The 26,724-nt window shown below is 49.2% G+C and carries 27 protein-coding genes and 1 pseudogene; 16 read left to right on the top strand and 12 right to left on the bottom strand.

All coding sequences use genetic code 11. From position 1 onward, the window contains the following. Positions 1 to 24: 24 nt before the first annotated feature. Complete coding sequence (locus AC2FC2_RS23505; RefSeq protein WP_490659949.1) at positions 25 to 1,176, top strand: tyrosine-type recombinase/integrase; 1,152 nt, start codon at positions 25 to 27, stop codon at positions 1,174 to 1,176. A 39-nt stretch (positions 1,177 to 1,215) separates the two neighbouring features. Here the strand turns inward: AC2FC2_RS23505 and AC2FC2_RS23500 are convergent, their stop codons facing one another. From AC2FC2_RS23500 to AC2FC2_RS23455, 10 genes are all read right to left on the bottom strand, one after another. Next, the gene (locus AC2FC2_RS23500; RefSeq protein ID WP_139152896.1) at positions 1,216 to 1,656 is read right to left on the bottom strand and encodes a YgiW/YdeI family stress tolerance OB fold protein; all 441 of its coding nucleotides are present in this window, start codon (positions 1,654 to 1,656) and stop codon (positions 1,216 to 1,218) included. A gap of 159 nt (positions 1,657 to 1,815) precedes the next feature. Continuing rightward, complete coding sequence (locus tag AC2FC2_RS23495) at positions 1,816 to 2,958, bottom strand: nickel/cobalt efflux protein RcnA (protein ID WP_033147106.1); 1,143 nt, start codon at positions 2,956 to 2,958, stop codon at positions 1,816 to 1,818. Positions 2,959 to 2,970: 12 nt separating this feature from the next. Continuing rightward, positions 2,971 to 3,240, bottom strand: a complete 270-nt coding sequence (locus AC2FC2_RS23490; RefSeq protein ID WP_033147107.1) for a metal-sensing transcriptional repressor — start codon at positions 3,238 to 3,240, stop codon at positions 2,971 to 2,973. A gap of 105 nt (positions 3,241 to 3,345) precedes the next feature. Further along, positions 3,346 to 4,644 carry an MFS transporter gene (gene ncrA, locus AC2FC2_RS23485; protein ID WP_033147108.1) on the bottom strand — a complete coding sequence of 433 codons (1,299 nt, stop codon included), beginning with the start codon at positions 4,642 to 4,644 and terminating at the stop codon, positions 3,346 to 3,348. Positions 4,645 to 4,878: 234 nt separating this feature from the next. Further along, a complete protein-coding gene (locus AC2FC2_RS23480; protein WP_033147109.1) occupies positions 4,879 to 5,637 on the bottom strand; it encodes a hypothetical protein in 759 nt (252 codons plus the stop codon). Between the two features lie 53 nt (positions 5,638 to 5,690). Beyond that, positions 5,691 to 6,611 carry a class I SAM-dependent methyltransferase gene (locus tag AC2FC2_RS23475; RefSeq protein WP_033147110.1) on the bottom strand — a complete coding sequence of 307 codons (921 nt, stop codon included), beginning with the start codon at positions 6,609 to 6,611 and terminating at the stop codon, positions 5,691 to 5,693. Positions 6,612 to 6,675: 64 nt separating this feature from the next. Next, on the bottom strand, positions 6,676 to 7,047 hold the full coding sequence (locus AC2FC2_RS23470; RefSeq protein ID WP_033147111.1) for a hypothetical protein: 372 nt from the start codon (positions 7,045 to 7,047) through the stop codon (positions 6,676 to 6,678). 140 nt (positions 7,048 to 7,187) lie between these two features. After that, entirely contained in the window at positions 7,188 to 7,874 is a 687-nt protein-coding gene (locus AC2FC2_RS23465) for a hypothetical protein (RefSeq protein ID WP_033147112.1), read from the bottom strand. Between the two features lie 13 nt (positions 7,875 to 7,887). After that, positions 7,888 to 8,625 (bottom strand): HupE/UreJ family protein, encoded by a 738-nt coding sequence (locus tag AC2FC2_RS23460; protein ID WP_033147113.1) that lies wholly within the window; start codon positions 8,623 to 8,625, stop codon positions 7,888 to 7,890. Positions 8,626 to 8,668: 43 nt separating this feature from the next. Further along, a complete protein-coding gene (locus AC2FC2_RS23455) occupies positions 8,669 to 9,034 on the bottom strand; it encodes a hypothetical protein (RefSeq protein ID WP_033147114.1) in 366 nt (121 codons plus the stop codon). Positions 9,035 to 9,485: 451 nt separating this feature from the next. Here AC2FC2_RS23455 and umuD point away from each other — a divergent pair, with 451 nt between their 5' ends. The 7 genes and pseudogenes from umuD (at position 9,486) to AC2FC2_RS23420 (ending at position 16,812) form a co-directional block, all read left to right on the top strand. Continuing rightward, the gene (umuD, locus tag AC2FC2_RS23450; protein ID WP_054623424.1) at positions 9,486 to 9,848 is read left to right on the top strand and encodes a translesion error-prone DNA polymerase V autoproteolytic subunit; all 363 of its coding nucleotides are present in this window, start codon (positions 9,486 to 9,488) and stop codon (positions 9,846 to 9,848) included. Positions 9,849 to 9,856: 8 nt separating this feature from the next. Then, positions 9,857 to 11,131 carry a translesion error-prone DNA polymerase V subunit UmuC gene (umuC, locus tag AC2FC2_RS23445; RefSeq protein WP_033147132.1) on the top strand — a complete coding sequence of 425 codons (1,275 nt, stop codon included), beginning with the start codon at positions 9,857 to 9,859 and terminating at the stop codon, positions 11,129 to 11,131. A gap of 30 nt (positions 11,132 to 11,161) precedes the next feature. Beyond that, positions 11,162 to 12,205 (top strand): annotated as a pseudogene (gene umuC / locus AC2FC2_RS23440) (translesion error-prone DNA polymerase V subunit UmuC); the annotation flags it as partial. A 363-nt stretch (positions 12,206 to 12,568) separates the two neighbouring features. Further along, positions 12,569 to 13,129, top strand: coding sequence for a hypothetical protein (locus tag AC2FC2_RS23435; RefSeq protein WP_129935302.1), 561 nt, complete (start codon positions 12,569 to 12,571; stop codon positions 13,127 to 13,129). Between the two features lie 3 nt (positions 13,130 to 13,132). After that, entirely contained in the window at positions 13,133 to 13,288 is a 156-nt protein-coding gene (locus AC2FC2_RS23430) for a DUF4113 domain-containing protein (RefSeq protein WP_130016827.1), read from the top strand. 215 nt (positions 13,289 to 13,503) lie between these two features. Beyond that, the gene (locus AC2FC2_RS23425; RefSeq protein WP_130016805.1) at positions 13,504 to 15,477 is read left to right on the top strand and encodes an acyltransferase family protein; all 1,974 of its coding nucleotides are present in this window, start codon (positions 13,504 to 13,506) and stop codon (positions 15,475 to 15,477) included. A gap of 621 nt (positions 15,478 to 16,098) precedes the next feature. Further along, a complete protein-coding gene (locus tag AC2FC2_RS23420; protein ID WP_233527572.1) occupies positions 16,099 to 16,812 on the top strand; it encodes a replication initiation protein in 714 nt (237 codons plus the stop codon). Between the two features lie 134 nt (positions 16,813 to 16,946). Here AC2FC2_RS23420 and AC2FC2_RS23415 read toward each other — a convergent pair whose 3' ends face one another. Continuing rightward, positions 16,947 to 17,822, bottom strand: coding sequence for a hypothetical protein (locus AC2FC2_RS23415; RefSeq protein ID WP_129935294.1), 876 nt, complete (start codon positions 17,820 to 17,822; stop codon positions 16,947 to 16,949). A gap of 760 nt (positions 17,823 to 18,582) precedes the next feature. Beyond that, positions 18,583 to 19,629: a Replication protein gene (locus tag AC2FC2_RS23410; protein WP_129935394.1), complete on the bottom strand. Its 1,047-nt coding sequence runs from the start codon at positions 19,627 to 19,629 to the stop codon at positions 18,583 to 18,585. Positions 19,630 to 20,669: 1,040 nt separating this feature from the next. Between AC2FC2_RS23410 and AC2FC2_RS23405 the strand changes: the two genes are divergently transcribed. The 8 genes from AC2FC2_RS23405 (at position 20,670) to pilP (ending at position 26,720) form a co-directional block, all read left to right on the top strand. Further along, a complete protein-coding gene (locus AC2FC2_RS23405) occupies positions 20,670 to 21,152 on the top strand; it encodes a transcription termination/antitermination NusG family protein (protein WP_017891032.1) in 483 nt (160 codons plus the stop codon). Between the two features lie 54 nt (positions 21,153 to 21,206). Next, on the top strand, positions 21,207 to 21,416 hold the full coding sequence (locus tag AC2FC2_RS23400; RefSeq protein WP_129935392.1) for a hypothetical protein: 210 nt from the start codon (positions 21,207 to 21,209) through the stop codon (positions 21,414 to 21,416). Between the two features lie 87 nt (positions 21,417 to 21,503). Continuing rightward, positions 21,504 to 21,737 carry a hypothetical protein gene (locus tag AC2FC2_RS23395; protein WP_128865607.1) on the top strand — a complete coding sequence of 78 codons (234 nt, stop codon included), beginning with the start codon at positions 21,504 to 21,506 and terminating at the stop codon, positions 21,735 to 21,737. Continuing rightward, a complete protein-coding gene (locus AC2FC2_RS23390; protein ID WP_130016807.1) occupies positions 21,734 to 22,759 on the top strand; it encodes a toxin co-regulated pilus biosynthesis Q family protein in 1,026 nt (341 codons plus the stop codon). Before AC2FC2_RS23395 ends, AC2FC2_RS23390 begins: the two co-directional genes overlap by 4 nt. After that, positions 22,759 to 23,184, top strand: a complete 426-nt coding sequence (pilM, locus tag AC2FC2_RS23385) for a type IV pilus biogenesis protein PilM (protein ID WP_017891030.1) — start codon at positions 22,759 to 22,761, stop codon at positions 23,182 to 23,184. The genes AC2FC2_RS23390 and pilM overlap by 1 nt, the downstream gene beginning before the upstream one ends. 22 nt (positions 23,185 to 23,206) lie before the next feature. Continuing rightward, complete coding sequence (gene pilN / locus AC2FC2_RS23380) at positions 23,207 to 24,841, top strand: PilN family type IVB pilus formation outer membrane protein (protein WP_130016808.1); 1,635 nt, start codon at positions 23,207 to 23,209, stop codon at positions 24,839 to 24,841. A gap of 3 nt (positions 24,842 to 24,844) precedes the next feature. Next, complete coding sequence (gene pilO2, locus AC2FC2_RS23375; RefSeq protein WP_130016809.1) at positions 24,845 to 26,149, top strand: type 4b pilus protein PilO2; 1,305 nt, start codon at positions 24,845 to 24,847, stop codon at positions 26,147 to 26,149. Continuing rightward, positions 26,136 to 26,720: a type IV pilus biogenesis protein PilP gene (gene pilP, locus AC2FC2_RS23370; RefSeq protein WP_017891027.1), complete on the top strand. Its 585-nt coding sequence runs from the start codon at positions 26,136 to 26,138 to the stop codon at positions 26,718 to 26,720. Before pilO2 ends, pilP begins: the two co-directional genes overlap by 14 nt. Positions 26,721 to 26,724 lie beyond the last annotated feature (4 nt).

The following is a 26,724-nucleotide window of genomic DNA, read 5'->3' as shown; positions in this document are numbered from 1 at the left end:
GTGTCTCCCCGCTCCGGTCAGCCGATGATGAGCAACTCCCGAGCAGCGTTTTTATATGCCCTGCGGCGTTTTTTTGTTGATTACGAGCTCTGGGGATGGGGAAGACTGAAGCTTAGCCCCTACCGCCATTTGGTCACGCCGGACACACCAGCTTTCAGCCGGGGAGTGAATCCGCGGGTGATTGACGATCCCGTGTGGCTGAAGTTGATCTGGGCCAGTCTGAACCTGCACCCGGAGGATATGTTAACGGAGATCCATTATCCGTTTTCCCTGCATCAGGCGATGGCGGTGATCTGGACCCATGCGGGACTGCGCCAGAATGAAATATTCCGCCTGACCTCAGGATGTATACATGAGCAGACAGATGATATTGTCCAGGACGACGGTAGCATTATTTCTGCCGGAACGCTGTGCTATCTGGATGTTCCTGCTGGGAAAACATCAAAAGCGTTCGTCAAACCAGTCGCCAGCATTGTGAAAAAATACGTGGATTTATGGCTGCAGGAACGCCCCCAGGAGCAGGCGCCTCTGATTGATGAACGCACGGGGGAAAAAGTCAGCTATTTGTTTCAGTTTCGTGGTAAACACGTGGGAAGCGCACTCCTGAATAACACAATTATCCCGGTACTCTGTGCCCGGGCCGGTGTCCCGGTCGAAGACAGCCGTGGACGGATCACCAGTCACCGGGGAAGAGCTTCAGCGGTCACCGCACTGGCCAGCGTACCACAAGGGATGACCTTGCATGAGTTAATGGAGTGGTCCGGACATAGCTGCCCGCGATCAACCCTGCACTACATCCGCATTCGCCCAACACGGCTGGCGGCTTCTTTTGTGAAAGCGGACAAAATTTCCCATATGATCAGCGTGCTGATCGATCATGACAGTCAGGCACTAACGTCATCAGGGCCTGCTCTGTACTATGATTTAGGCGATTTGTATTGCACCAATCCGTTCTGGAGCAGTTGCCCGCACAGAATGGCCTGTATTGGCTGTGATTTTAGTTTGCCGAAAAGCAGTTCCCAGGCACTGGCTCTTGAAAGTAAAGCCTCTATACGCCGGTATCTTGAGGAAGTCCCGCTAACTCCGGATGAGAAAGCAATTGCGGAAGGTGATATTGATAAGCTGACTGCATTCATTAAAAAAATGGCTAGTCAGCCCCCACCTCAAAAAGACTAAATTGCGTTCAGGGCTCTGCATCTTGCATGAGGGTGTAAATCAAGGCTTGCTAATCACACCTACATCCAGGCGCGCTGCGCCATTCTCATGGCTCACCAGCCCACTCACTCGCACCAGATCCTGAGCATCGAAGTGCTGCCCGTTCCAGACCTTCTGAGGAATGCGCACTTTGATGGTGCCGGTTGGATCGCGGAAGGTGTACCACTCATCCTGCTGCTGACTGATAACATTGCCTTCCAGCGTTACCCACGCCCTTTCGTGCATTGACGATACGGCCTGAATACGGCTTTGACCATTCTCCTGCTGTACTTTATGTCCGGCATACATGCGCTCAGTAGCGACTGGCTCTTTCTCTGCGGAGAAGCCGCCCTGCGCTGCCAGGGCAGGAATGGCGGTGAATGAAGTGAGCAACATACCGGTGACGTTGACGAATTGACGACGAATCTTATTGAAGTATTGTTTTTGCATAGCAGGTTCCATTTATGATTTTACATCCCCCCAGGGGGGATGTTCTGATGATAAATGAGCGTCTGTGAAAGCTCAATTGCTATCCCCGGTAGGGGGATGAAAATGTGATGGGCTTCAGAGATAAAAAACCCACCGGTGGGTGGGTTCAGAGATGAGTCTTGTTAGGCGAAATCAGCGGGTCACGCCGATCCAGCCGTGATAACCCATGTAGATACCGACCAGGGCAATCAGTACGCTTGAGAAGTACGGCGCCCGACGCGCCAGCGTATCCAGGCCACTCCAGCGTTTTGTTGCCTGACGAACGCTGAAAGCCGCCGCTGCACCTACTGATACCAGCGTAATCGCTAAGCCGATGCTGAAACACAGTACCAGCGCAGCACCGAGCGTAAATTCTTTTACCTGAATGCAAAGCAGCAGAACGGTAATGGCTGCCGGGCAAGGAATGAGTCCGCCGGTCAGGCCGAACAGGATAATTTGTCCGGTGGTTACGCTGCGATTAGCAAAACGCTTTTTGATGTCGTTCGCATGCGCTTTCTCGTGCGCGTCCTGATACTCGCGGGAGTTAACATCCAGTCCCTCCAGCGCGGAGTGATCGTGGTCATGATCGTGGCCGTGTTCATGCTCGCGGAACTCCACGTCATAATCGTGTACATGGCCGCGATGGCCCAAAGAGAGACGAACATCGAAACTGTGCGGCTCCGGGATCGCCAGGGCTGATTCCATAAACCCGTCTTTTTCTACGAAATCAAAGGCCTGTGAAAATGTCCCCGTTCCCCGGTTGGTGACCAGAGAGATATCGCGGGCTTCCCATTTCCTGCCGCTGAGCGAGCGTAAGCGCCAGTGAGGTGGCTGACCTTCCTCGAAAATCGAGAGTTCAACGCTGCCATGACCCGTATCGATGATGCGGGTTTCATCATGATCGTGATGACCGTGGCCGTGTTCCTCTTCCTGCTCCATCTTCCACAGCTTTTCGCCACGCCAGGTTCGCCAGAACATCCATGCCGCCGTGGCAAGAATGATGATGGCTGAAATCAGCTGGAACCAGGGTTCGGCAGACTCAGCGGTGAATTTCTGACTGACATACATTCCGCCCATCGCAATCAGCCAGACCACTGACGTATGCGAAATAGTCGCCGCAAGCCCCAGTAATACGGCTTGCTTCACCGTTCCCCGGATAGCCACGATAAAGGCGGCCATCATCGTTTTGGAGTGCCCGGGCTCCAGGCCGTGAAGCGCACCCAGCAGGATTGCGCTGGGTATGAACAGCCAGGCATTCGCCACGCCTTGCTGTAAAAGAGCAGAAAAATCAGTCATGTTTCGCTTGCCTTAAAGATACTTGGTTATCTCTTTAAATTCGCTAAGCGTATTTTCAGACCCGTGGTGGTCGGCATGAAGGGCATCCTCCAGGCAGTGATCCAGATGGTCATGAATTAAAGTACGCTTCGCATTCGTTATCGCCTTTTCCACAGCGTGCAACTGCTGGGCGATGTCCAGACACGCTTTTTCATCTTCGAGCATCTGGATGGTGCTTTTCAGGTGCCCTGCGGCACGCTTAAGTCTTTTAATAATGTCAGGGTGTGATGCGTGAACGGTCATGATTTATCCTCTCCAGGTGGAGGGGATAAGATAATGTGTATCAACGCCATGGTCACATTTTTTATCGGCTTATCCTCTCCTGCCCGTTTGTCTGTTTTACGGAAATTACTTCTCTTTCTTCGGCCATGACGGGTGTTCATCATCAATGACGAAATCATGCTCATGGGTCGATTCGTTGTTTGTTTCTGGATCGGTGTGACTGTGAATCTGGGCGTAAACTTCATGCTCAGGCCGCCAGATAAGAACGGCAGTAATCAGTGACAGCGCGGCCACAATGGTCAGGGCGATGAACGAAGCCTGCGTTCCCCATGTTGCGCCTACCCACCCGGCGAGTGGATAAGTCACCAGCCAGCATGAATGCGACAGAGCGAACTGAGCGGCGAACAGTGCCGGTCTGTCTTCAGCCGTAGACGAACGGCGCAGCAGGCGACCGCTCGGCGTCTGAGAAAGCGAGTAGCCCACACCCAGCAGCGCCCAGAGCACAACCAGCGTGATGTAATCCTTGAGGAAAATGCCCAGTCCCAGGCCAACGACTAGAAGCACGGTGCCCACAAGCATCGGCATGCGGTCACTCATTTTGTCGAGCAGTCTGGGGAGGATCAGGGCCGACACCATGGACCCCACACCGAAGAAAGCCAGGGCAATGGCGGTAGCTCGCTGTGAGAAACCAAAGTCCGCCTGAACCAGAACAACGGTGTTGACGATCACCATCGCACTCGCTGCCGCCACAGCCATGTTCAGAGCCAGCAGGCCACGCAGTCTTGGTGTTTTCAGGAAGATGCGCATGCCTCGCGTAGTTTTGTCATAGATGCTGCGGTTGACCGTTAGCGCTTTCATTTTTGGCAACGTCACGGAAACAACCAGAGCCGCTGAGGCGAGGAACCCGACCGCCGTACCGGCAAACAGATTGTGGAAGCTCATGACCGTCAGCAGTGCCGCCGCCAGCATCGGGCTGATTACGCTTTCCAGATCGTAGGCCAGACGTGACAGAGACAGCGCCCGGGTATATTCGCGTTCGTCAGGAAGAATATCAGGGATTGTCGCCTGAAAGGTTGGCGTAAACGCTGCCGAAGCAGACTGAAGAATGAAGATCAGGATGTAGATTTCCCAGATCTGAGTGACAAAAGGCAGTGCGATAGCCACGAGGGCACGAACCAGGTCCAGCGTCACCAGCATGGTGCGACGCGGGAATTTGTCGGCAAAGGCCGCTGCTACTGGTGCCACCAGAATATAGGCGCTCATCTTGATCGCCAGCGCGGTACCCAGAACCGCCCCGGCCCTGTCTCCGGCGAGATCGTAGGCTAAAAGCCCCAGCGCTACGGTCGCCAGACCGGTACCGATAAGGGCGATAACCTGTGCCAAAAACAGATGGCGATAGGTACGATTAGAAAGAATATTGAGCATCAGGCAATCTCTTGGCTTAAATTTACATCCCCCCCAGGGGGATGGTGAAAGCATAGAGTGAGCTGAAAAAAATGACAAGCATTATCCTGGCGGGGGGGATGTGGGTTTTGCTAGTTGCCTGATATGTAGAATAAAAAAGCTTCAGGTATCCCAGCGTTATACCTGAAGCAGCATAAAGAGTGTCGAAGGTGTTATCGCCGCTTCCCTGCGTAGCCCCTTCTGACGAGAAAGGTGTTAACTCAGAAGTCCCAGGCAGGTTTTTAGGCTCAGCCGGGTCGCCTCAACGTCGCTGTGGATGATGGTGCACCAGTCGTCACGGTTAGCCCGAATGTCTTCGAGCCAGCTGTTCAAGGCCTGATTGAACGCCATGGTTTTCTCGCGCTGCGGCCAGCTCATCTGGTTCGCGCTGTAAATGTCCTGCCCGGGCTGCGGCATCTGCACAGTTTGCTGTGTCGACATCCGGGAAGTCACTGACCAGGTGTCAGAGTTGCCGTCCCATGAAGGCATCACAGGGAAGCCTGCACCGCGCAAAGCGATATCCCAGGTGGCATCAAACAGGAATGTTTTCCCGTTTAACTCAAAAGTCACGGTGTCATGAAACCCCTGTGTTTGCGGCAAAATGGTCAGTATTTCCGGAGGAATGGGTAAATCAGCCCAGTCAAACTGCACCAGTTTTCGCTTTGCCGTAATACCACCGGCAACCAGCAGTCGTTCGGCCGCGGCGGCTTTATGACGACAATCGCCAAAACCCTGCTCAAACAGGCTCATGCTTTGCTCATTCCATGAACCAAGCTGATAAGGCATTCGCCTGACCAGTTCAAAAATGGCTCTCCGCAATTCCGTTGAGCCACTCTGAAGACCGAGAGACTGCAAGATCCAGCCCGGTGTTATCGTCTCTTGAGCAGAGCGACGGGTGTTTATTTTTTGCCATGTATCACTGACTCTTTCTGCCAGAGAGGCTGCCAGGGTTTCCCCCGGCAGTAATGTTGTCATCAGCAATGCTCCTGTGGTGGTGAGGAAATGTCTACGCGTCAACATATCGGGCGTTACACCTCCACGCTGCGACGAAGCGCTGACATAACCAGTGATTCACAGACCACTTCTTCATCCTGCGTCCGATTAACGCCAGGGAAGACCATCTGGCTCATCGGGGACGAGCGAAGCCGGTGATAACGGGCAATTGCGCCATTCATACCTCCCATCTGCTTGCGTCTGACCAGGCGCAGCCCGTGCTCCCAGGCCACTTCATCCATCGCACTCGCCAGGACAGGATCATGGTTGAAGATTAAGACGCCATCCCCTTTCAGCAGGCGGGCTGCGCTGCGAAGGAAAGTCGTGTAATCCTGCTCGAAATAAGCCGCTGCCTGGGAGTAGATAATATCGACCCCGCCTGCCTGAACGCCCCGTTTCTCCAGCGTACACAACCCGGCAGCCGTCACGTAGGGATGCTCAGTCACACCTTTTGGCAGCGATTCATGCCATGGCGTGAGATTGGTGAAGTGCAGGAATGCACTCTGTCCAAGCTGCTCCCTGAAGCCCTCCGCCAGCCCGGAAATTGTCGCCTGATGACTGGTCGTTTCTTCTGCACGAAAACCCGCCCAGGCAGCACCAATTTCCAGGAAGGTGACGGTGCCATTTTTGTGGTGAATGTTCTTCGCGTAGTGAACGATATCGAACCCAATTTCTCGCGCCAGACGAAACGATCCGCCGCTGGAGGTCCATGGGCCATCAAAGCCAAAGGCGAGGATCGCTTTGAGCATCGAGCCCGTTTCCTGATGCATCATTTTCAGGAACGGAATGACCTTACGCCGTGAAGGCACCGGGACATTCGGACGCAATTTTTTGGCCTGAAGGTCGCGATTAACGCCCATGCACAGCGTCTGCCAGTGCAGAGGGGCAATCCGATAATTAAGTGCAGTGAAATTCCGCGCAATCTCACGACGCGCCTGAATGGAGTCTTTATACATAGCCTCTCCGCTAAATCTGAAGTTGATAAATGCCAGGCAGCAAACACGCTACCGGTAACAGCGATCAGATCTGGCGGGTGCTGGGAGGACGGTAAATGATGTCCGTGGCTTTAACCGGACTACGAAGATCGGCAAGCGGCAACCATCTGTCTGCTACAGGAGAGAGGGCAATCTCCACAGAGGGTGGCTGCTCCGGAGTTTCATGAAAATGGTCTGTCTGATGATGGCCTGCATGGCCAGACTGAGGGATGTCCGAATCGTGAGAGTGGTCCTGCATTGTCATGGTGACTTCTGCATCGTGCAGATCCATCTCGTAGCCTGTCAGGCCGTTTGTACCATGTGATGCAAACGTCCCCATCGACGACATCATCATGCCAACGGCCATGATGACAATCATCAGAACATAACGGGATGAACGTTTAAACATCAGGTACATCGCTGAATACTTCTCTCAATAGACAATGATACGGTTTAAAAAGATTAGCATCCCCCCGGGGAGGATGTAAGGTGCTGGAGTGTAAAGTCTTGTATTGCCGGGATTAATAAAATGGGCCCGCATAATACGGGCCCGGTAAATCAGATGACGCGCTTAATACTCATGTACTCCCCATTGGTATCCAGTTGGATCGTAATCGTCTCTGAACCACGATTTCGCCAGAACCAGCCATGTTTTCCGTCGAAGGCGGCCTGCAACACGCCATCACGAGAAGTAATCTGACGATCTTTACCATAGCCGTGGTAAAACCCTTTCGGGGCATTAACCGGATCGCCGTGGGCATCGACGTTCACAGGACCAGAACTCATCCACTGATAAGCTACCCGGGCATCCTTACGCATTTCCATCTTCACCTCTGCCGCTTCATTCGGCTTCAGCGTAATCAGCAGCTGATTACGTTGAGAACCGGCGGTTGGCGCTTCCGGCGCACGGGTTGTGGCCGGGACACTCAGTTCCGGGTAGCTGTTTTGCGTGATTGTCGGCGGGTTGTCCGGCACCGGACGTTCATTTACCGGTGCTGTTTGCTGCGCCAGTGGGCTCGTGCCCGCTTTATCAGCAGCAGCCTCTTCCGCCAGCTGCGTTTTGATTTCACCCATTTCTTTAAGGCCCAGCAGACGGCCAACGCCCGTCGGGTCGATGCCGTATTCTGACGGCATCACGATGGTAATCAGCAGCGTAAGCGCAACAATGGCGGCCAGAATGGTTGATTGCATCAGTTTCATCGCAGAAGGCAGTTCTGCACGGGTCGGTAAATCGGTGTTATACATTCTCTTTTCTCCCTCAGGCTAAAACGTAACCACAAATCTGGTAACTCATTAACAGGAAACCGGCGCTCATCATCACAACGTTGGCAGTGTAGGCGTGGCGGAAAAAGCTCGCCGTCTGCCGCCAGTAGCTCATGATGATGAGGATGGCGCTCAGCGCCAGCAGCTGGCCTATCTCCACCCCGACATTGAAGGCAATCAGGTTGACGAACAGGCCATCGGGAGAAATTTCGAACTCTTTGATTTTGGTCGCCAGACCAAAGCCGTGGAAGAAGCCAAAAATGAGCGTCGCAAGTTTCGTGTTCGGCTGAAAACCAAACCAGCGCTGGAAGGCTCCAAGGTTATCAAGCGCTTTATAGACCACCGACAGGCCGATAATGGCATCAATGAGATAAGCGCTGACGCTGATGTCAAAGAAGGTACCAATGAGCAGCGTCGTGGAGTGACCGACAGCAAACAGGCTGACGTACAGCCCGATATCGCGCATTTTGTAGAGAAAGAAAATCACGCCAAACAGAAACAGCAGGTGATCGTAACCGGTCACCATGTGCTTCGCGCCAAGGTAGATAAACGGGATGATGTTAATCCCGGTGATTTCCTGAATGTACCCTTTGTCGCCTTCTGCCACACCGTGGGCAGACGCGCCCTGGCTGTAGAAAAGCATTAATAACAAGAAAAAAAGACAAGCTGAACGCGCCTGAGCTGAAAACAGGCCACCGCTCAACCGGCCCTGCATATCAAGGCTGGTATTCATAAAAACCCTTACAAATTGAATAATAACGAATTAACGGAAGTTATTACGCAATCAGGGATCTCGGAGGGCGTTCGGGGGTGGCCTGAGGTATCCGCAGGATTTGTTCTGAACTCAGCGCGAACGTCGTCCGCATGCCTGCGTCCCAGGCCTGCAAAGCAGTCAGCGTGAATAGTTTGTTCAGATCGTGGGAATGATCGGCATTGAGGTGATGTACGTTACCGTGCGAGTGGAACAGCAACGGATCGTGCTCATTCAGTGGTTCATCGCTGTCGTGCTGATGGTCACTGATGGACGTTGTATCCTGGACGTTGTAGACAGCCTGCGGTTTTGCCATAAGCGAACTGCTCAGCACGGCAACAGCCATGATGATCAATACGATTCTGGAAATGACTTCACGGCTGATAAACACAGTCAACGGCATCCTGATGATACAAGGTAACAACGTGCGTAATGTATCCGCTATGCTGGTTTGATTTCAATAGTTGTTTTGGGGTCACTGCTATCGGAACATTTCCTTGAACATCCTGAATTTCACTCTTTCTGTTTTTAGCTCACCCTGCCCCTCAATGGGCCAGAATGCATGAATTGCGCGGCCATCAATTATATCGCCTGCTTGCAAAACTAAATTTGCCCTTACTTCAACAAGATCACAATACGCGCTTATGAACTACTTGCTTTACTTCTCCATTGCACAATACTGTATACATAAACAGTATCTCTTGCGAGTGAATCAACATGTCTCTTTGGAGTGGAATTTTTATATTTAACAATATAATCATATTGTTATATGACTTTTTGACGTATGAAAACTATAGAATACAAGATCCTGTATTTTGTCCTTTTTCTGCTCATGAAGACCTATGATCATGGGTGCATTTCCATCCCCAGCACAGGATTACGTCGAAAAGGAACTGGATTTAAATGAGCTCTGTATACGTCGACGAGCCTCTACTTTTTTTGTACGCGCCAGCGGTTGCAGTATGCAGGAACCAGGTCTTTGTGATGGCGACATTCTGGTGGTTGATCGCGCTGAGGAAGCCATTCATGGCGATATTGTTGTCGTGGAAGTCGATGGAGAGTTTACCGTTAAACGTCTTCAACTGAAGCCCCGCCTTGCGCTTTTGCCTATGAGTCCAGCATTTCCAATTATTTATCCCGATGAATTGCAATTACTTGGTGTTGTTACGTGGTTTTTCAACTGCACTCGTACTCGACGGAGGTAACGATGCCAATGTTTGGTCTTGCGGATGTAAACTCATTTTATGCCAGTTGTGAGGCGTTGTTTCGCCCAGATTTGCGAGGCAAACCGATTGTTGTTCTTAGTAACAACGACGGATGTGTTATCGCACGCAATGCTGGTGCAAAAGCGTTAGGAATAAAAATGGGTGTGCCCTGGTTCCAGATTAAAAATCAGAGTTACAGGGAAAAGGTGCACGTTTTCAGTTCGAATTATGCGCTTTATCATAGCCTTAGTCAGAGAGTCATGAGCGCTCTTGAGGAGATTACACCGCGAGTTGAACAGTACAGCATCGATGAAATGTTTCTCGATTTGACGGGCATTGATAGTTGCGAAGATTTTGAACACTTTGGCCGACGTCTCAAAGCGCATGCCCTGAATACCGTTGGGCTGCCTATTGGCGTTGGTATTGGGCAGACCAAAACCCTGGCCAAATCGGCCCAATGGGCCAGCAAGGAGTGGAAACAGTTTCGCGGCGTCCTGGCGCTCACACCGGATAATTCGAAACGCACCATGACGCTGCTGGAAAATCAGCCCGTAGAAGAGGTTTGGGACGTGGGCAGGAAAATAGGCAAACGCCTTAATCTGATGGGTATTAAAAATGCTTTACAGCTTGCTCAATCCAGTCCGAGATTTATCCGGGAAAATTTTTCAGTTGTTCTGGAGCGTACCGTACGGGAACTGAATGGGGAGTCCTGCATTCCTCTTGAGGAGCTTCCGCCATCAAAACAGCAGATTATTTGCTCACGCTCCTTCGGTGAGCGCATCACGTCAAAAGCAGCCATGCAGCAGGCTCTGTGTTTGTACGCGACACGTGCAGCCGAAAAGCTGAGAGGTGAACGCCAGTTTTGCCGACACATCGGCATATTTATAAGAACCTCACCCCACGCCATTAACGAAGTGTATTACGGCAATAGCGCTGGAGAAAAGCTTGCCCTGCCGACCCAGGATACGCGAGACATTATTGAAGTTGCACTGCGTTCACTAGATCGCATTTGGCTGGATGGTCGGCGCTATATGAAAGCCGGTATCGCGCTTGATGATTTTACGCCGAATGGCATAGCTCAGTTCAACCTTTTTAACGAGAACAAACCCAGAGAGAAAAGCGCCCAACTGATGAAGGTACTGGACGGCATCAATCAGTCCGGGTTGGGCAGTGTGTGGTTTGCGGGTCAAGGCGTAGATACAGCGTGGAGGATGAAGCGGGAAATGCTCAGCCCGGCGTGGACTACCTGCTGGAATGATATTCCGATAGCGCGAATAAAGTGAAGAAACCCTCCATCAAAGCTTGCTTTTCTATTCCACATAAACGGTGATATGTCGGCACGCTGCATGACCGTTCTGGAATCCCTCGCGCCGGCGCTGACCATCTACAGTATCGATGAAGCATTTTTGCACGTCGCCGGCATCGATGCCGTTGAGTCATTCGAAGACTATGGCCGGCGCGTTCGCGATACCGTTTTGCAGCAGACGGGACTCACCTGCGGGATCGGTGTCGCCCAGACGATGACGCTTGCTAAACTCGCGAATCACGCTGCGAAAACCTGGCCGGCCACCGGCGGTGTGGTCGACCTGACGAACCGCGACCGACAACGAAAGTTGATGGCGTTGCTGCCGGTCAACGAAGTTTGGGGATGCGGGCGCCAGTTGACGAAAAAGTTGGCCACGATGGGGATCACAACAACGCTGCAGCTCGCGGACAGCAATCAGGCGTTGATTCGCCGGACGTTTGGTGTCGTACTCGAGCGCACAGTACGCGAACTGAACGGAGTTCCGTGCATCTCGATCGAGGCGCTGCCGGCAAAGCAGCAGATCATCGTCAGCCGGTCGTTTGGCCAGCGCGTCACGCAGCTGCAGGACTTGCACCAGGCGGTGTGCCAATACGCAGAGCGCGCGGCAGAGAAACTCCGTCGAGAACGGCAGTATTGCCGGCATATTTCGGTATTTGTGCGAACCAGCCCATTTGCTCCCCACGAGCCGTATTACGCTAACAGCTACAGCGTGCAGCTCATGTTGGCCACGCAAGACACCCGCGACATAGTAGCGGCAGCAGTGAAAGCTCTCAAAGCCATTTGGCGCGACGGGTTTCGGTATCAGAAGGCGGGGATCATGCTGAACGATTTCTGTGACAAACCTGGCCAGATCGATCTCTTCGACGAACATCCACCGCGCGCTGGCAGCGAACAATTGATGAAAGCCGTCGATGGCATAAACCACTCCGGGTTAGGAAAAATTTGGTTTGCCGGCCAAGGGATCAATAAATCCTGGGCAATGCGCCGCGAACTGCTGTCCCCTAGCTACACGACACGACTCAGCGACATTCCCGTCGCCAGGTTGATGTAAATGTGGTAGTGCCCATAAACAACTTGGTTCCCCTCGCTGAAATTGGGCGTGGAACCAGGCGGTAAACTGATAGGGGGCAGTTTGGATATAGAGAATTATTGTACGGTAAGTATATTTTTTGAACAGGATTACCTATAGCAATAGGGTGTACTCCTGCGCTATAGACTGCTTGGCTAGCATTTTTAGCCAATGAGATAACCTAAATGCGATACAGAATGCCCGATAATTTAAATGCGATAATCGCTAATACAAGATCAATAAATTACTCACCAACGTTGGTAAAATAATGCTCTAAACGTACAAAAATTTCCGGTTTTCAAACCGCCCCCCACGGTACTAATAATAGACAATTAAGGGCATTTAATGCAGCGTTTAACTTTTTATATCGCAGCGATGGCGGTAACACTAGCGGGATGTAGCGGGCATTACGTCTCACCCGCAGAAAAGACTGCGGTAGACCAGCTGAAAACAATCACCGGCGATGATGAACTTTGCCAGGCGTTAGCCACGGTTAACAGAGCCCCCGCAAAATCTGGAGGTGTGGCAACGATGCAAAGAGAAGATTTTGATGTTTACTACGCCCAGCAAACCTATTTAAAGCAGCGTATCGCCGCACGCAGTCTGGATTGCAGCAAACCGAAAAAAACGCAGACGGTAGCACCAGCGGAAGAGTTAAGCCCGCGCCAGGAACAAGCGCGCGTCTCTGCGACGTGCAGTGCCATCGCGCAACGTTCAAAATTCGCAGATCCTAACGTCGTTTATGAAATGTGCGTTCGCGGCTACAAAGCGACGTCGAAAAAGTGTAGCCATGATATAGCCGGGTTTACTGAGCAGTCGCAGCAGCTGACCGGAGCAGCGAGAGCTGAATATCTCGAAATAGGGAGCGCATTCCGTGTAGGCTGTAACTTAAAGGTCAGATCTTAAGTGATGAGTTACCAAGGGTCAGTTTGGAAATACGCTAAGCGTACAATAATTTCCGATATCCAAACTGACCCCAATAAGATCTGGGCAATGCGCAGGGAACTACTTTCTCCAAGTTACACAACGAGGCTTCGCGACATCCCTATAGCCAAGCTATCTTAAGTTCACCCGTACTAATTAATTAAATTAAGTCAAATATTCGAAATTAAATCTCACGCACTAATCATCATTTATTATTTCATCTAATACTATTAAAATCACTTAAATAAAAAGTTAACAACACATCAACAGACATTGAAATTTCCAATCATCTCTATATCACTCACATAATTTTAATTGTATAATGTTTTTGAAGTCATAATAAATAAGAGGTTATAATGAAGTACCGCAGCGACATTGACGGCTTAAGAGCTATTGCCGTTACTTTAGTTATTTTATTTCATGCTGGATGCATCTTTATCAATTCTGGATTCATCGGCGTTGATGTTTTCTTTGTTATTTCAGGATATTTAATAACAAAAATAATATTGGGCGGAACAAACAATAATGAATTTAACTTAAAAAACTTTTTTATACGTAGAATTTGGAGACTTCAACCTTCTTTCCTATGCGCAATAATATTTACGTTAATAATTGGCAGTGTTTTCTATTTGCCAGAAGATTACAATACATATCTTCACAGTGTAAAGAACGCATTGTATTTCTCATCAAACAAATATTTTGCTGATGTGACCACAAGTTATGCATCACAAGATTCTAATTACCTGCTACTATTGCACACTTGGTCACTATCAATTGAATGGCAGTGGTATATAACATTCCCAATAGCATTACATATGGCATTAAAATACTTTCCAGAAAAGAGAGTTATAATAGCAAATCATATAATCACTATTTCGTTATTAATCACATCATCATACTTATCATATCATTCTAACATTGACAGATATTATGATTTCATTTCACGTTGTTTTGAATTGCAAATTGGCAGCTGCTTAGCATTTTACAAATTCAACGAAAAAAGTAATAAGTTTACTAACTTGTTTGGTCTGTTAGGTCTACTAAGCATAATATCCATAGGTTTTTATCCTGGAATTATAAATGGTTATCCTAACATTTACACAGTGGCAATAGCATTAGCTACTGGGATGATTATTTTTTCCGGTGAAAAAACAGATTCCATTTCATCTTTTGTACTATCGTCAAACATCTTAGTAGGTATAGGTAAAAGGTCATACTCTTTATATCTATGGCATTGGCCAGGGATCGCCTTGCTACATTACCTTAATTTGTTCAATAATACGATGATGTTATTATTAACTTTGCTAGGATCATGTATACTTGCTTGTATATCCTACAAATACATCGAAATGCCGTTACGTAAAGTACAAAAAAGTCTTTCTTTTACAGTAACGATCTTAATTGTCATTCCTCTATTAATGTCTGTAATAATTTACTCGATAGCAAAAAAAACCGACAATTTTCCTTGGCGGTTCGGAAGTGAGTTTTCAAGATCATCCGCTCTTATTGATGAATATAAATCTCTATCCGGTCATCGCTCAGACTGCTTAACAGATCAATTTGATAATGAAAACAATGATGTGCTTTGTACTTTCGGGGAAATATCATCTAAAAAGAAAGCCTTATTCATAGGTGATTCTAATTCAAACCATTATTGGATGTTCTTGGATGTTTTAGCTAAAAATTCAAACCTTGCAATAACGTCACTAAGTACATCATCTTGCTTAACATTGCCTGGGATTTATCAATTTGATTGGTGGCATTTTTATAACACTGTATATCAAGCATGCTATGACAATACAAAGACGTATTATAATAAAATAGAAAATAACAAATTTAACTATGTTATTATTGGTGAACTATGGCCAATGTATGTAAGCGATAAAATAATCAACCAACCTGGAGATGATCGCTCGTTAGAACTTTCAATGAAAAGATTAGACGAAGCTCTGAGAAAATCATTGGATATCATAGTTAAATCCGGTTCTGTGCCTGTAATAATGAAAGAGATCTACACTCGGCCAGAAGGATACGAAACATGTCTGAAAGAAAAGGTAGTTCTAAGACAGGAATATACACATGGAGAATGCAATAGCCAAGAATGGTCACAGTCCAACATGGGTTGGTTTGATAAAAAATTTATTGAATTACAAAAAGACTACCCGTCTTTGATAGTTATCGATATCAAAGATGCCCAATGTGCCGGGAATAAATGTAAAACTGAAATTGATGGGGTTTCTATTTTCCGTGATGTAGGTCATTTGAACGATTTTGCAGCGTATAAATTAGGAGAAATATATTTACGCTCAAATGGAAACCCTTTCAAATAGTCTTCTGTAGAGAAGAAAGGTGTAGCCACAATACCTATATTGAGAGGATCAACAACGATCCTCTCTGTTCCCCACCTCTTGCTAGACTTGGTCTTTTAACAACGCTGGACACTCCTCAGAGGTGTGGATCGCAACGAGCCGTTGCGATGATGGTCTTACCGGCAAAAGAGCTACATTGGCCTTTCTAGCAACGATTTATGAAGTTCAAATTTTTTATGGGACCCGCCGGTTTTCCGGTGGGGGCTACCGCAGTTTACATCATTAAACTTTAGGTGTTTCCCATAATAGAGTTATCCACATATCTACAGGATTGTTTTTTAAGTCCTTTTTTTATGTTTTTTAAAACATTTTAAAAGCTTTTTAGACAACGCGTGAGCTCTTTCGTGGTGCGGCCCTCAGCCCTGTCAATATGGGATATACCAAAACTAACTATGGGTGAAACCTATAGTTACTATGGGTAACAGCTAAAGTTGTTATGGGTAACAGCTAAAGAACGTATGGGAAATAGCTAAAGTTAGTTTTTTCTGTGAATCCCTATGGGAAACAACATAAGTTTGCCTTGACCACATCATCTAGCTGATGCAACTATGGGTACATTACAAACAACCCATAGATAGTTATATGAATGAAAATAAAGGGATTGTTAAAACTAGTCGTCCAGCTATAGCACAATCTAATGAACTGACCGAGGCAGCTTACTATCTCTCACTGCAGGCAAAACGAGTACTGTGGTTATGCCTCATGGAAACCTATCGGCAAGAAGACCATCCAGGTACGTTTACAGTGCGAGTTGCTGATTACCAGCGATTGTTCAAGGTGAGCCAAGCTACGGCCAGTACAGATGTCAGGAAGGGCATTGATGCCTTGTCAAACAGCTCTGTTACCTTCTTTCCATCTGATGGGGAGTATGAAGAACGGAAACGCCCTTGGCTGGCAGAAGCTGGTTTAAAACGAGGCCGAGGTTCATGGAACATTGAATTCAATAATAAAGTGATGCCCTACCTTCTTGATCTTAGTAGTCAATTCACTACTTACAATCTTTATGATTGTGGCCGCATTAACAGTGTGAGAGCTATCCGCCTTTACGAAAGCCTTTGTCAGTTTAGAAAATCCGGCATATGGATCACAACACCAAATTGGTTAGCTGAACGTTACCAACTCCCACAATCGCAACGAGATAATTTTGCTGAGATGAAACGGACGTTCATCAAGCCGGCCCTGGATAAGATCAGTAAAGAAACCCCCTTGACGGCCTCGATGTCAGAGACCGACGATGGCAAACTGATTTTTACCATCATTACTAAAAACCCGGAGCCAGCCTTACCTAACGTTTGAACTTTAGCTTTTTCCCATACATTGAGCCTAACGAACTTGTGCTGTATCCCATAGTCGTTGGGCTAAATTTCATCTTCTGCCGAACGGCATGCAGAAATGATAGTAACTTTAGCTATTTCCCATACCCATGCTTTTCAAGGCATCCGAATCGTCTTTTTCTTAAGCTTTAATTCTATTTCGTCGATCATCAGCTGGAGCATTTTCACCAGGTCTAACGTCAATTGTTCAGCAGCCTCAAAACTGAGTTTAAGAATGTTGATTTGCCCTTCACCCAACACATTTTGCAATGTGACTCGTTTGAACCCTTCCAAGTGACGCCTTTCTTTCAATAACTGAGTAATACGCTTGGTGATGATCTTTGCTATGTCAGGATACTCGGGGTTTTCGAAAACGTGCAGATGGCTTTTTACCAAGGGCTCCCAGGAAAACAAGATGTCGTATCGAGTAACAAAACGGGCTTGCTTGGGTGGAAAGTGCCACAACACAATAAACGGCATGCTATTTCTCATGCACAGCTCAAAATGGTGCTGCCAGACATTGGGAATTGCCCGTCCTTCACACAATAGATAATAATCGGAAGGTTTAAGCGTTGGGACACTCACGGGCAGCGGATCAGACAAAACAGTGCCAATCCGGGTTTGCCAATGTTCGCGCAATGCTTCGTTCATTGGAGGGATCGTAATACATAACCAACTGAGAGGGATGTACACGGCTATAGAAGGGTCAACAACCCCTTCTTCTGAACTAAGGTATACCTTACAGCTTTCAACGATTTCGACAGCTCGAGGGTTATCTTTGTGCGTTTCTAGCCAGGCGATAAATGGACTCGGTACAACATGGCACAAATTTCCCCAGCTGCGACCATATTTATAGAGCTCCCAACCAGTCTGTCGGATGTAGTGATGTTGCACGTATCGCACTAATTGCTGAGTCAAATCATCCTGAGAGGTTGTTTTGAGTCTGAATCTTTTACGCGGTTTGATAAGTAAATCAATAAACAACGTCGCCATAAATGCCTATCAGTCTGTATACCGTGACTAAACCTATAATGTTACTCAAGATTTCCGTGAATAGCATCCCAAAATACCCGTTCTATTCGCCGTAAAACCCTACTTTCTGCACGCTTTAATGTTGATTGATCAGTAATCGATCAATGGATTTGTTCAATATCTATAGGACAACTATTGCTGCTGTGGATTCATCCGCAATTATTGTCCACAACTACCCCAAACGGCCCCCCATCCTGCTAAGCCGGTCTTTTTCGGTGATTAAAAAGTTTACTGTAGTGTAGATCGCAACGTGCCGTTGCGAAGCTGTACCTTGCAATCGGTGAGCTACCTTGGAGGCGAAGCCGACTTTCGTGGGTGGGCATTGTAGCTTGAAGAAACGATTGAACTAGGATTTTTCTGCCTATCGAGGTTTCGTGCTTTATGGGATGGAGTGTTATAGCCCGAAGCAAAGCGGAGGGAGCTATTTTCGAGAGCCTGGCTTTAGCCGGCACGAAATATACTCCCCTTTTTTGGGGCTTGTTTTGTTCAGAAATAACCTTCGAAATTAACTATTTTTTGTGAGTTCGTTCGAAGTTAACTGAATGATATTTCATCAACTGTTTGAGTTGACGGTCGAAGACCATGAACTACGTCTAATTTATCGTTCCGGCAGACTTTTGAAGGGTACCTTAGACATATACAAATGGGTTTTTAGCTCTTACACGCAGCACAAAACCCGCGCTGGCGCACGGGTCATTGTATTGAACGGTGAAAATAATGCTTAGTGGAGTACACCGGCTCGTTCCAGCAACAGCCGATAATACTGTTCAGGATCATCCCGCTCTAAAGACGGGTGTTCATCAGTTAGGCCGCGCTTGAGCTGCATAATCTTTATTGGATGAGCCTCTGCACTAGTAGACCAGCGAACCCAAGTCATTTGATACCTGTTCACTATTTTTCCATTGCGCGTTCGCATTTTAGAGGCCATTTCATCTAGTTCTTTCCCTAGATCTTCAACGATCGCCTTCTTCTCTTGCAGCAGATCGGGACTCACTACCCACCTCTTAATCTGTCGCAGGCGATTTTTCAATGAATGGTGTGAATCAATATCAATTCCAAGTCGGGCCATGCGTAGTTGATGACGTTCGTGCTTCTTGCGCAGGGATTCTGTTAGGCCGTTCACCATCGCCCACTGGCGGTAGCCATGAAGCCATAAGCGAATTTCCTCAACAGCGATCCCACGGCTGGTAAAAAAGCGTTCTGTAAGAAAAATACGCATCGCTTTATATTGGCCAGCATCAGTATCCCAAGCCCGATGCACAACCAGGTAATCCAACTCCTCCATCACATCCCTGGCATGGGTCGCCACATCACAAGATTTACGGCCACTCTCATAAATATGCAGCACGCCGATGGCGCGAGCGATTTCCTCGAACGGAGCAATAATCTCAAACGGGTAATCAGCATCCGGGTTATAGTCGCAGTTGGCTGCTAATGCTAAGGAAAGTGCGGTCAATGCACGCCGGCTTTCTTCACGTGTGCTCACTCGCATAGGTTTCGGGGTATAACTTGGATCGTTTCGACGTCGATATGGGATATATCCACGTTGACGCAATGCAACCAACGCAGAATTCCGGTTCCAGTCATGCTGACGAATACGAGCAACGACTTTAGCAGCGGCGCCACGAGGTACGGTACCGGAGAACACTGCTACATGGTGACAGTGGATTTTGGGTTGTCCTTTCCGTAAACGGTTTGATTCACCGCGACGGGTTGGAGAATAGACAGGTTCAGGGCGAACCTGATAGTTGATTGCTTGCTCAGTCACCCTGTCCTGAACTTATGGCGGACAGGTATTGTTTTCTAAATAGCATGCGTTATAATCTCTGCAGGCCAGCGCCTGCTTTTGACCCCCTGATATCTGACTCTTCCGCCAAGTTGATGACAGATTTCGGGGGGTTTTTGCATTCAAGGCCTGTACCTTCCAAGCCTTGTTCCCTGGACATTTAGGATATGCCCTATCCACTACAGCCTGTAATTTTCGTTACACACTGATCGAATTACGTCGACTGCTCAGGTACTTAGTACCTTTTTAAAACAGTACAAATCGCTGTAAATACTACCCGATTTTCGCGTCCTTGCAACAAAAGGATCTCTGGCGATCTTTTTTTGTGCAGTTCACCTACGTTTCTGATGATTGACCAACAAAACTAGCCACGTCTTCCCGCAATACCCCCCCCTAATCGAAAGATGTCCTGAGTGATTTTCATACCACAATAGAGCCACCCTTTATCTATCAAACTCAATTCAATAAGAATCCACCTAAATAATAACATCGAAATTGCTTTTTCACGGCAAATTGTTCAATAAACAAGCAAATGAACAATTGATTAATATAGTTAATTATTCTGTTTTGATAGTTATGTCGATCTAATGATCTGAAAAAAGGATCTTTTCCAGATCATTGATTCAAAAAATTGAGTTATACAGGATTTTAGCTCTGTTTATGGCATATTTCACAACATTTAAGATCGTTAAAAAAACCGTTTACACAATTTAACTTTGCAAATACACTTCGCGGCATACTTAAGCACAGGCTTCAAAGGATCGCCAGTCCGCCAACTAGCAACCCATTGAACCTTGTAATTTAGCTTTAGCCTGGACTGCGCCTGATTACACCTAATCGGGCACCTCCCTGCCCCGGGTGTCGGGTGCAGTCCAGGCTAAAGCGCAGTCAGGAGAAACCGCGATGTCCGTTTCCTCTTACAACAGCCTCTGCCAATCATCCAACATGGGATTGATTTTGGCGGAGCCTGCCTGTCTCGCTGCGCTTTATCATTTTTCTGCCGCTCATCAACGGGGAATGTCATGGAACGCTGGTATCTCGCCTGCCATAAAGCGGGTAAAGACAATGTCTTTAAAGCCCAAATGACGTTAGAACGCATGAATATCATGGCGTTCAGCCCTGTCATGCGTACATACCGTCCCCGTTCCGATCGTCCAGGCCAGCTGCGGCCGGTGATGGAGCAAATGTTTCCTGGGTACCTCTTCATCTTCTTTGATACCGAAATCCACCATTCATCAAAAATCGAACTCTGCCCTGGGATAAGTCACCTGGTACGTTTTGCCGGTGAAATCACTCCAATTCGAGATGCTGTTGTGGATGACGTAATGCAGTTACCTGTTTGCGTGCAAGCCTTTTCCCGTAAGAACCCAGGCAAACGACGCTGGGATAAAGGGGCAACACCTCTTAATCAGCAACAGCGCCAACAAATACAGGCGTTGGTTGATACAAATGATGGCGACACCCGCAGCGCCCTCTTCTTTGCCTTCATAGAAGCACTACGCTAACCGCTATCCCCGCTTTATTTGATTTCAGCATTTCTCTGTACAACCGGAGGATAGATGTCGAAGCAAGCCCTGAGTAAAACCATTGCCGTTGACTGGCAACCCGAAGATTTTGTCTTGCAAACATTCGCCCTTGAAGACGATGCCCGGAGCACTTGCCGAGCTGAAATTGACAGCGGTGAAAATTTCCTCCCTCAATATTTATCCCTGCTGAGCCGTTGCCGCTCACTGCGCCAAACATCACGCCAGCAGCAAAGACATCCCTAATTAACACCCCCCTTGGCTGCCCGGTACCCCGGTCGGTCTTTTTTATTGATTACGTGCTTACGTCTCTACGTAACCGAGGTGATATTTATGACACAACGGAAAAACTACTCATTGAATGCCAAACATAATCAGATGCTTAATGAGCAAGCGGTAAATTTGACGGGGATCCTCAGTCGTCCAGTAGCCTGTCGTGATGTGCTTGAGGCCATTTTGGACCTGACCTCAACGCTGGATAATAACGCCCTGGCACAGCGAGTTCTTGATCGTGCCAATGAACCAAAGCGTGGTCGACGCCCCGGCCCGAGGAAAAACCGCCTATGAAATCATTCCTCCCCGTCGCTCTTCCGGTGGTGTTGACTGGGTGTGCCCTTAATACCCACACACCGCCGACAGTACCGGCACAGCAGTTTGTCACTACGCTGATCCAGGAACAGCTCCCCATTATCCAACAGGCACAGGCAGAACTCGCTAAAGCCAGCCGTGTAAATCTCTCACCGGGCACGCCATTACCTTTACCTGCTTCATCAAAAGTCCTGCCGGCAAGAAATGCAACTGAGACACCTGCACTGGCGGGTCAGGCTGTTCCCACATTGCATGCTATTCGTTATCTCGGGAAACGCGTTGGAACACCTGCGCTGGCGGGTGCAGGTAAATCCCAGACACTTCGTCAGGCTTTGCGCCAGATAGTGCCGGCAGGGTGGCAAGTTGCTTTCTCGCAAGAACTTAAGCCGGATACTCGCGAAACACTACAGTGGGCCGGTAATGATCAATGGCCATTTGTTTTGGACGACGTCTTGCAGCGACAAAGCAAGGTGGCCTTGCTCGATTGGCAAGCCCAGCGCGTTTCCGTCGCGTCCAAATCGGCCGCGTTTACACCAGGAATGGCAGTAACACCACCACAAATCAAAACGTCAGGACCTACGCCTACAGCCCCAACGAGCACCAGTAAACAAGGTGCGGTTGCTTCTGGGCGCAATCCATTCGGTGGAAAATTACCAGTGCCACGTCCTGCTGCAGCGGTTAAAACCACTGCATTTGTGACCTTGCCTAAAACAGTTATTAAGCCAAAGGTCTGGCGGATAGAAGCCGGTAGCACGCTGAAAGACACCCTGTTTAATTGGGCTGCAAGTGAAACGTGCTCTACTCCGGGAGTCGCTAATTGGACTGTGGCGTGGCTGACACAAGCTAACTATCGTATCGATGCTCCGTTGCAGTTTGAGGGCAGTTTCAGAGATGCGCTGAACGGGTTGTTCACGCTATACGGTACGGCAAAAGTGCCACTGTATGCAGGTGTGCGTAACGAACAATGCGTCATATCGGTGGACGATAAGGAGATCCACTGATGGTCTATTGGCTGTTATCGGTGTTTATAGGTTTCCTCGTCTGGTCAAACATATCACCCCATGACCAAACGGGTACACAGTTGCAGGATAGCACGCTGAGCCAGCGCGCTATTCAAACCGTCCGTTATATCAATGATATCAATGACTGGCGCTATAACAATCCTTCGCAAAAAGACGGTGTAATCCCGGACAGCGCCTTCGGCTGGTCATCCCTTCCTGCGTTACACAATGTACTGCAGGCTGACCGTGTCTATGTCTACCAACCTGACCAACCTGGGCTGATGTCTGCGCTGTTAGCACAAAGCCGGCACTCAGCCTTAGTTGGAAAAGTTGTTGCAAGACGCCTGTTAGACAGTTTTGGCAACGACATGCAGGTCAATGTGCCGGATAGCATTACTGACGGTAGCCTGGTGTACCTCAACTAATCCCTCTCCCCCAAGGTTAAAAATGAAAAAACACCTCCCCTTAACCGGGTTGGCGGCGACATTGTGTTTGCTGCTTTCCGGATGTGCACCACTTGAACGTATCGACAAAATCGACAACACCGTCTCACAGAATGAAAAACAAGCCGATAAACACCTGCATGCGATAAAAAACGGCGCTGTCGTTCGTGATCTGACATCACAATGGATCAACCCCTATCCATTAAATGCGCAGGCCGGGGGTAATGGCTTACTACCGCCCTGTGCCGTCGCCATCAACCGCCCCGGTAGCATTACGTTGGCAGAGGTCAGCGCCTTCATCAGTAAACGATGCCGCCTGCCTGTCGTCGTCACCCCGGATGCACAAGCCATGCTCGCCCCAACAGGAGGCGGGAGGACGGAACAACTCAGTGGCCCCGTTCCCGCACCAGACCCTAATGGGATGGTGCCTTTGGCCGCGTTGGGCGGCTCACCCGTTCGCCCTGCACCGGCGGTAACCGGTGGTACTGCACTGAGGGGCGTGTTTTGGCAGGGGGAACTGGGCGGGTTGCTCGACAATGTCACCACACGCCTGGGATTGTCATGGCGTTATGAACAGGGCCGGATCGCTATTTTCTACCTCGACACCCGCACCTTCCCGGTCATGTTTATGGACAGTAAAGCGAGCTTTGGCTCCAAGACAGTGAGCGGTACCACATCGTCAATGGGCGCTACGGGCGACAGCAGCGGCGGTGGACTCAGTGGAGACTCAAATACCTCCCAGGCGACCGAGATGGAAATCAAGTCCAGCCTTTATGAGGACGTCACCAATACCATCAAGTCGATGCTGACGCCGGGTACCGGCCGCATGAATCTGTCCGCCGGTGTGCTAACTGTCACCGATACGCCGCGTGTACTTGAACAGATCGGTCGTTATCTGGATGACCGCAACAATGAGCTCAATCGACAAGTGGTGCTCAACGTACAGGTCTACAGCGTGGAAAAACGCACTCAGGATCAGTACGGAATTGATTGGAACGCCGTATTCAACAGCGGCAGCATCGGATTGTCATTGACCAATGCATTCAGTGGTGCTGCTTCCGATGCCCTGAACGGGGGTGTTTCTATCCTTGATGGCAAAGGTGCCGGCACAAAGGCCTTTATCAAAGCCTTGTCCGAGCAAGCGAATGTTAGCGTGATGACCGAAGCATCCAGCATGACCACTAACCTGTCCGCAGTACCCATTCAGGTTGCTCTGCAACAGGACTATGCCTCCAACGTCACCACCGAAAACACGGCCAACGTCGGCTCATCGAGCAGCATCACCAAATCGACGATCACTACCGGCTTCAATATGACGGTATTGCCATTCCTGATGCCCAAGTCGCCAAAAATGCAGCTGCAGTTCGCGATTAATATGTCGGATGACCCGACCATGCGCACGTTTACCAGCGAAAAAACGTCTGTCGAACTGATGAAAACTCGCCTCAAGACGTTTACCCAACGCGTGATCATGCAGTCCGGACAAACGCTGGTGCTGAGTGGCTATCAGTCTCTCAATAACACCGCTAACCGTCAGGGAGTTGGGAGTTTCCGCTTCTTCGGGCTTGGCGGTGGAGCCAACGGTGAGAACAACAAAACCATGCTTGTCATTCTTATCACCCCTGTCATCTTGGGATAAGCCATGAAACAACAGACGACATACACGTTGCAGAATGGGAAGGTTTGGCTTGTGGCAGGATTGCACTGGCAATATCTTCCGTTACGTGGGCGCCGTAGCATGCGAATGCGCGCTAAAGAGGCAAATGCCAGTCACTGGGCGGCGTTGTCTATCGGCGACGGACAAGCTCAAGGCACGTTACTGGGCACTGTCACTATCTCTGATAAATCCCCCCGGACAAAGGGGCAACATTCGTTGGCATCGATGGCGTTAGCTGTTATGCCGGTGCTACCAGAAGCCTGTTACGGTGTTTTCCCCCTCGCTGATGGCCAATATTGGTTTGTCGCTATCAGCGACGGCATGCTCTCCCCGTTCGGCGACATCGTAGGCGACGATGCAGCCATACGAACCGCAGTTTCAAATTTTCTACAGATAACCTCGGCACCAACAGCAGGTTGGACGGTGTACGCCCCACGCGGTTTTTTCCCGGATAAGGAAACCGAAGATAAGGCGCTCTCAGCACTGATCGACAACAAAATCGGTTTACGACGCGCCCGCCTAAGTAAAACGCATAACCCTCAGTTACTGTGGTTATGGGGCATTGCAGTAGTGGCCTTGGGCACGGGATATGCCGGTTATACGGCGTGGCAAACACATCTGGAAGATGCGCGTATTGCCGCCGCTCAGGCCGCATTGATGGCCAGGCAACAATTGGAGCAACAGGCTCCGGCAGACAACCTGAAACCCTGGGCAATGCAACCGAAATTCCCCTCGATGCTCAGTGCCTGCAGTAGCGTGTGGAAAGACGCGCAGATTTCCATTGCGGGATGGGTGTTCAACACGGCCACATGCGATGCACACGGTAAGATCACGCTGCACTACACCTTGCCGAATGGGGGCACCGTGGGGGACTTTGCCTTGCGGTTGCCCGTTCTCTATGGGTCAGATATTCAACCGGTGTTTAATATTCCCGGCAGCGCGGATGATGCGTCCTTTGCCTTAACCGTTCCGCTATCACTGCCGGAAACCCCTGAAGTTTTACTCCCGGGCAACCAACAGATTCAACATCTGACCAGCTATGCCCAGCGCATCAATGCCCGTCTGCGCCTCAGTGAAACAGATGCTGCCACCCAGTTAACACATGTCGACATACAAAACCTGCCCTGGCGTACCTATAGCTTTACGTTCATTACCGACATACCGCCTGATCGGTTGTTTGCCCCTACGCGCTTCAATAGCCGTGGAATAAGGGCTTCCAGCATCACGACCACGCTCAAAAACAACCGTCTGGAATACACCATTGAGGGACTTCTGTATGCCAACCGTTAAATCCTGGGTAACACCCTGGGCGTTGTGCCTGGTGTTGACCGCACCCGGTGCATTCGCCGCGCCTGTCGCTGACATACCGGCGGCCCCACTTGCTACACCGTCGGCTGAACAGTCGGTGAAGCCGCCAACATCAGCAGATATTCCCCTGCCAACCACTTTCTCCCGCACCGAGGCTGGACGGGCATTAAATCTGGGGCAACTGGAAGCCATACAGGCTGAGACGGTGCTGTATGAGGCTCAGCTTGCCAGGGCCAAAGCTTTGAATGAGCTGCAAAAAAACGGTTATGACCGAGGATTGGATCAACCTTTCAATCCAGCGCCCCCTGCTCAGGACAACAAGAACGAAGTCAAGGGTGCAACTCAAGATGCCACCCCACCACAAATCGTTGAGATCACCGGTACCGGTAAGGGCTTTACCGCTGTGTTAGCCCTCAGTAATGGCAACCAGGTCACTGTACAAGCAGGGAACCGCATTCCAGGTACGGAATACGTTGTTAAACGTATCAACCTCAATGAAGTGGTCGTCACCGGGAAAAACCAAACAATGGTGTCACTTTCCTTTGCGGGGTAGCGAA

Source organism: Serratia sp. CoH_122_TC_1, assembly GCF_058191755.1.
The sequence above is the reverse complement of the archived record's forward strand: the minus strand, read 5'-3'. Positions and strand labels throughout refer to the sequence as shown.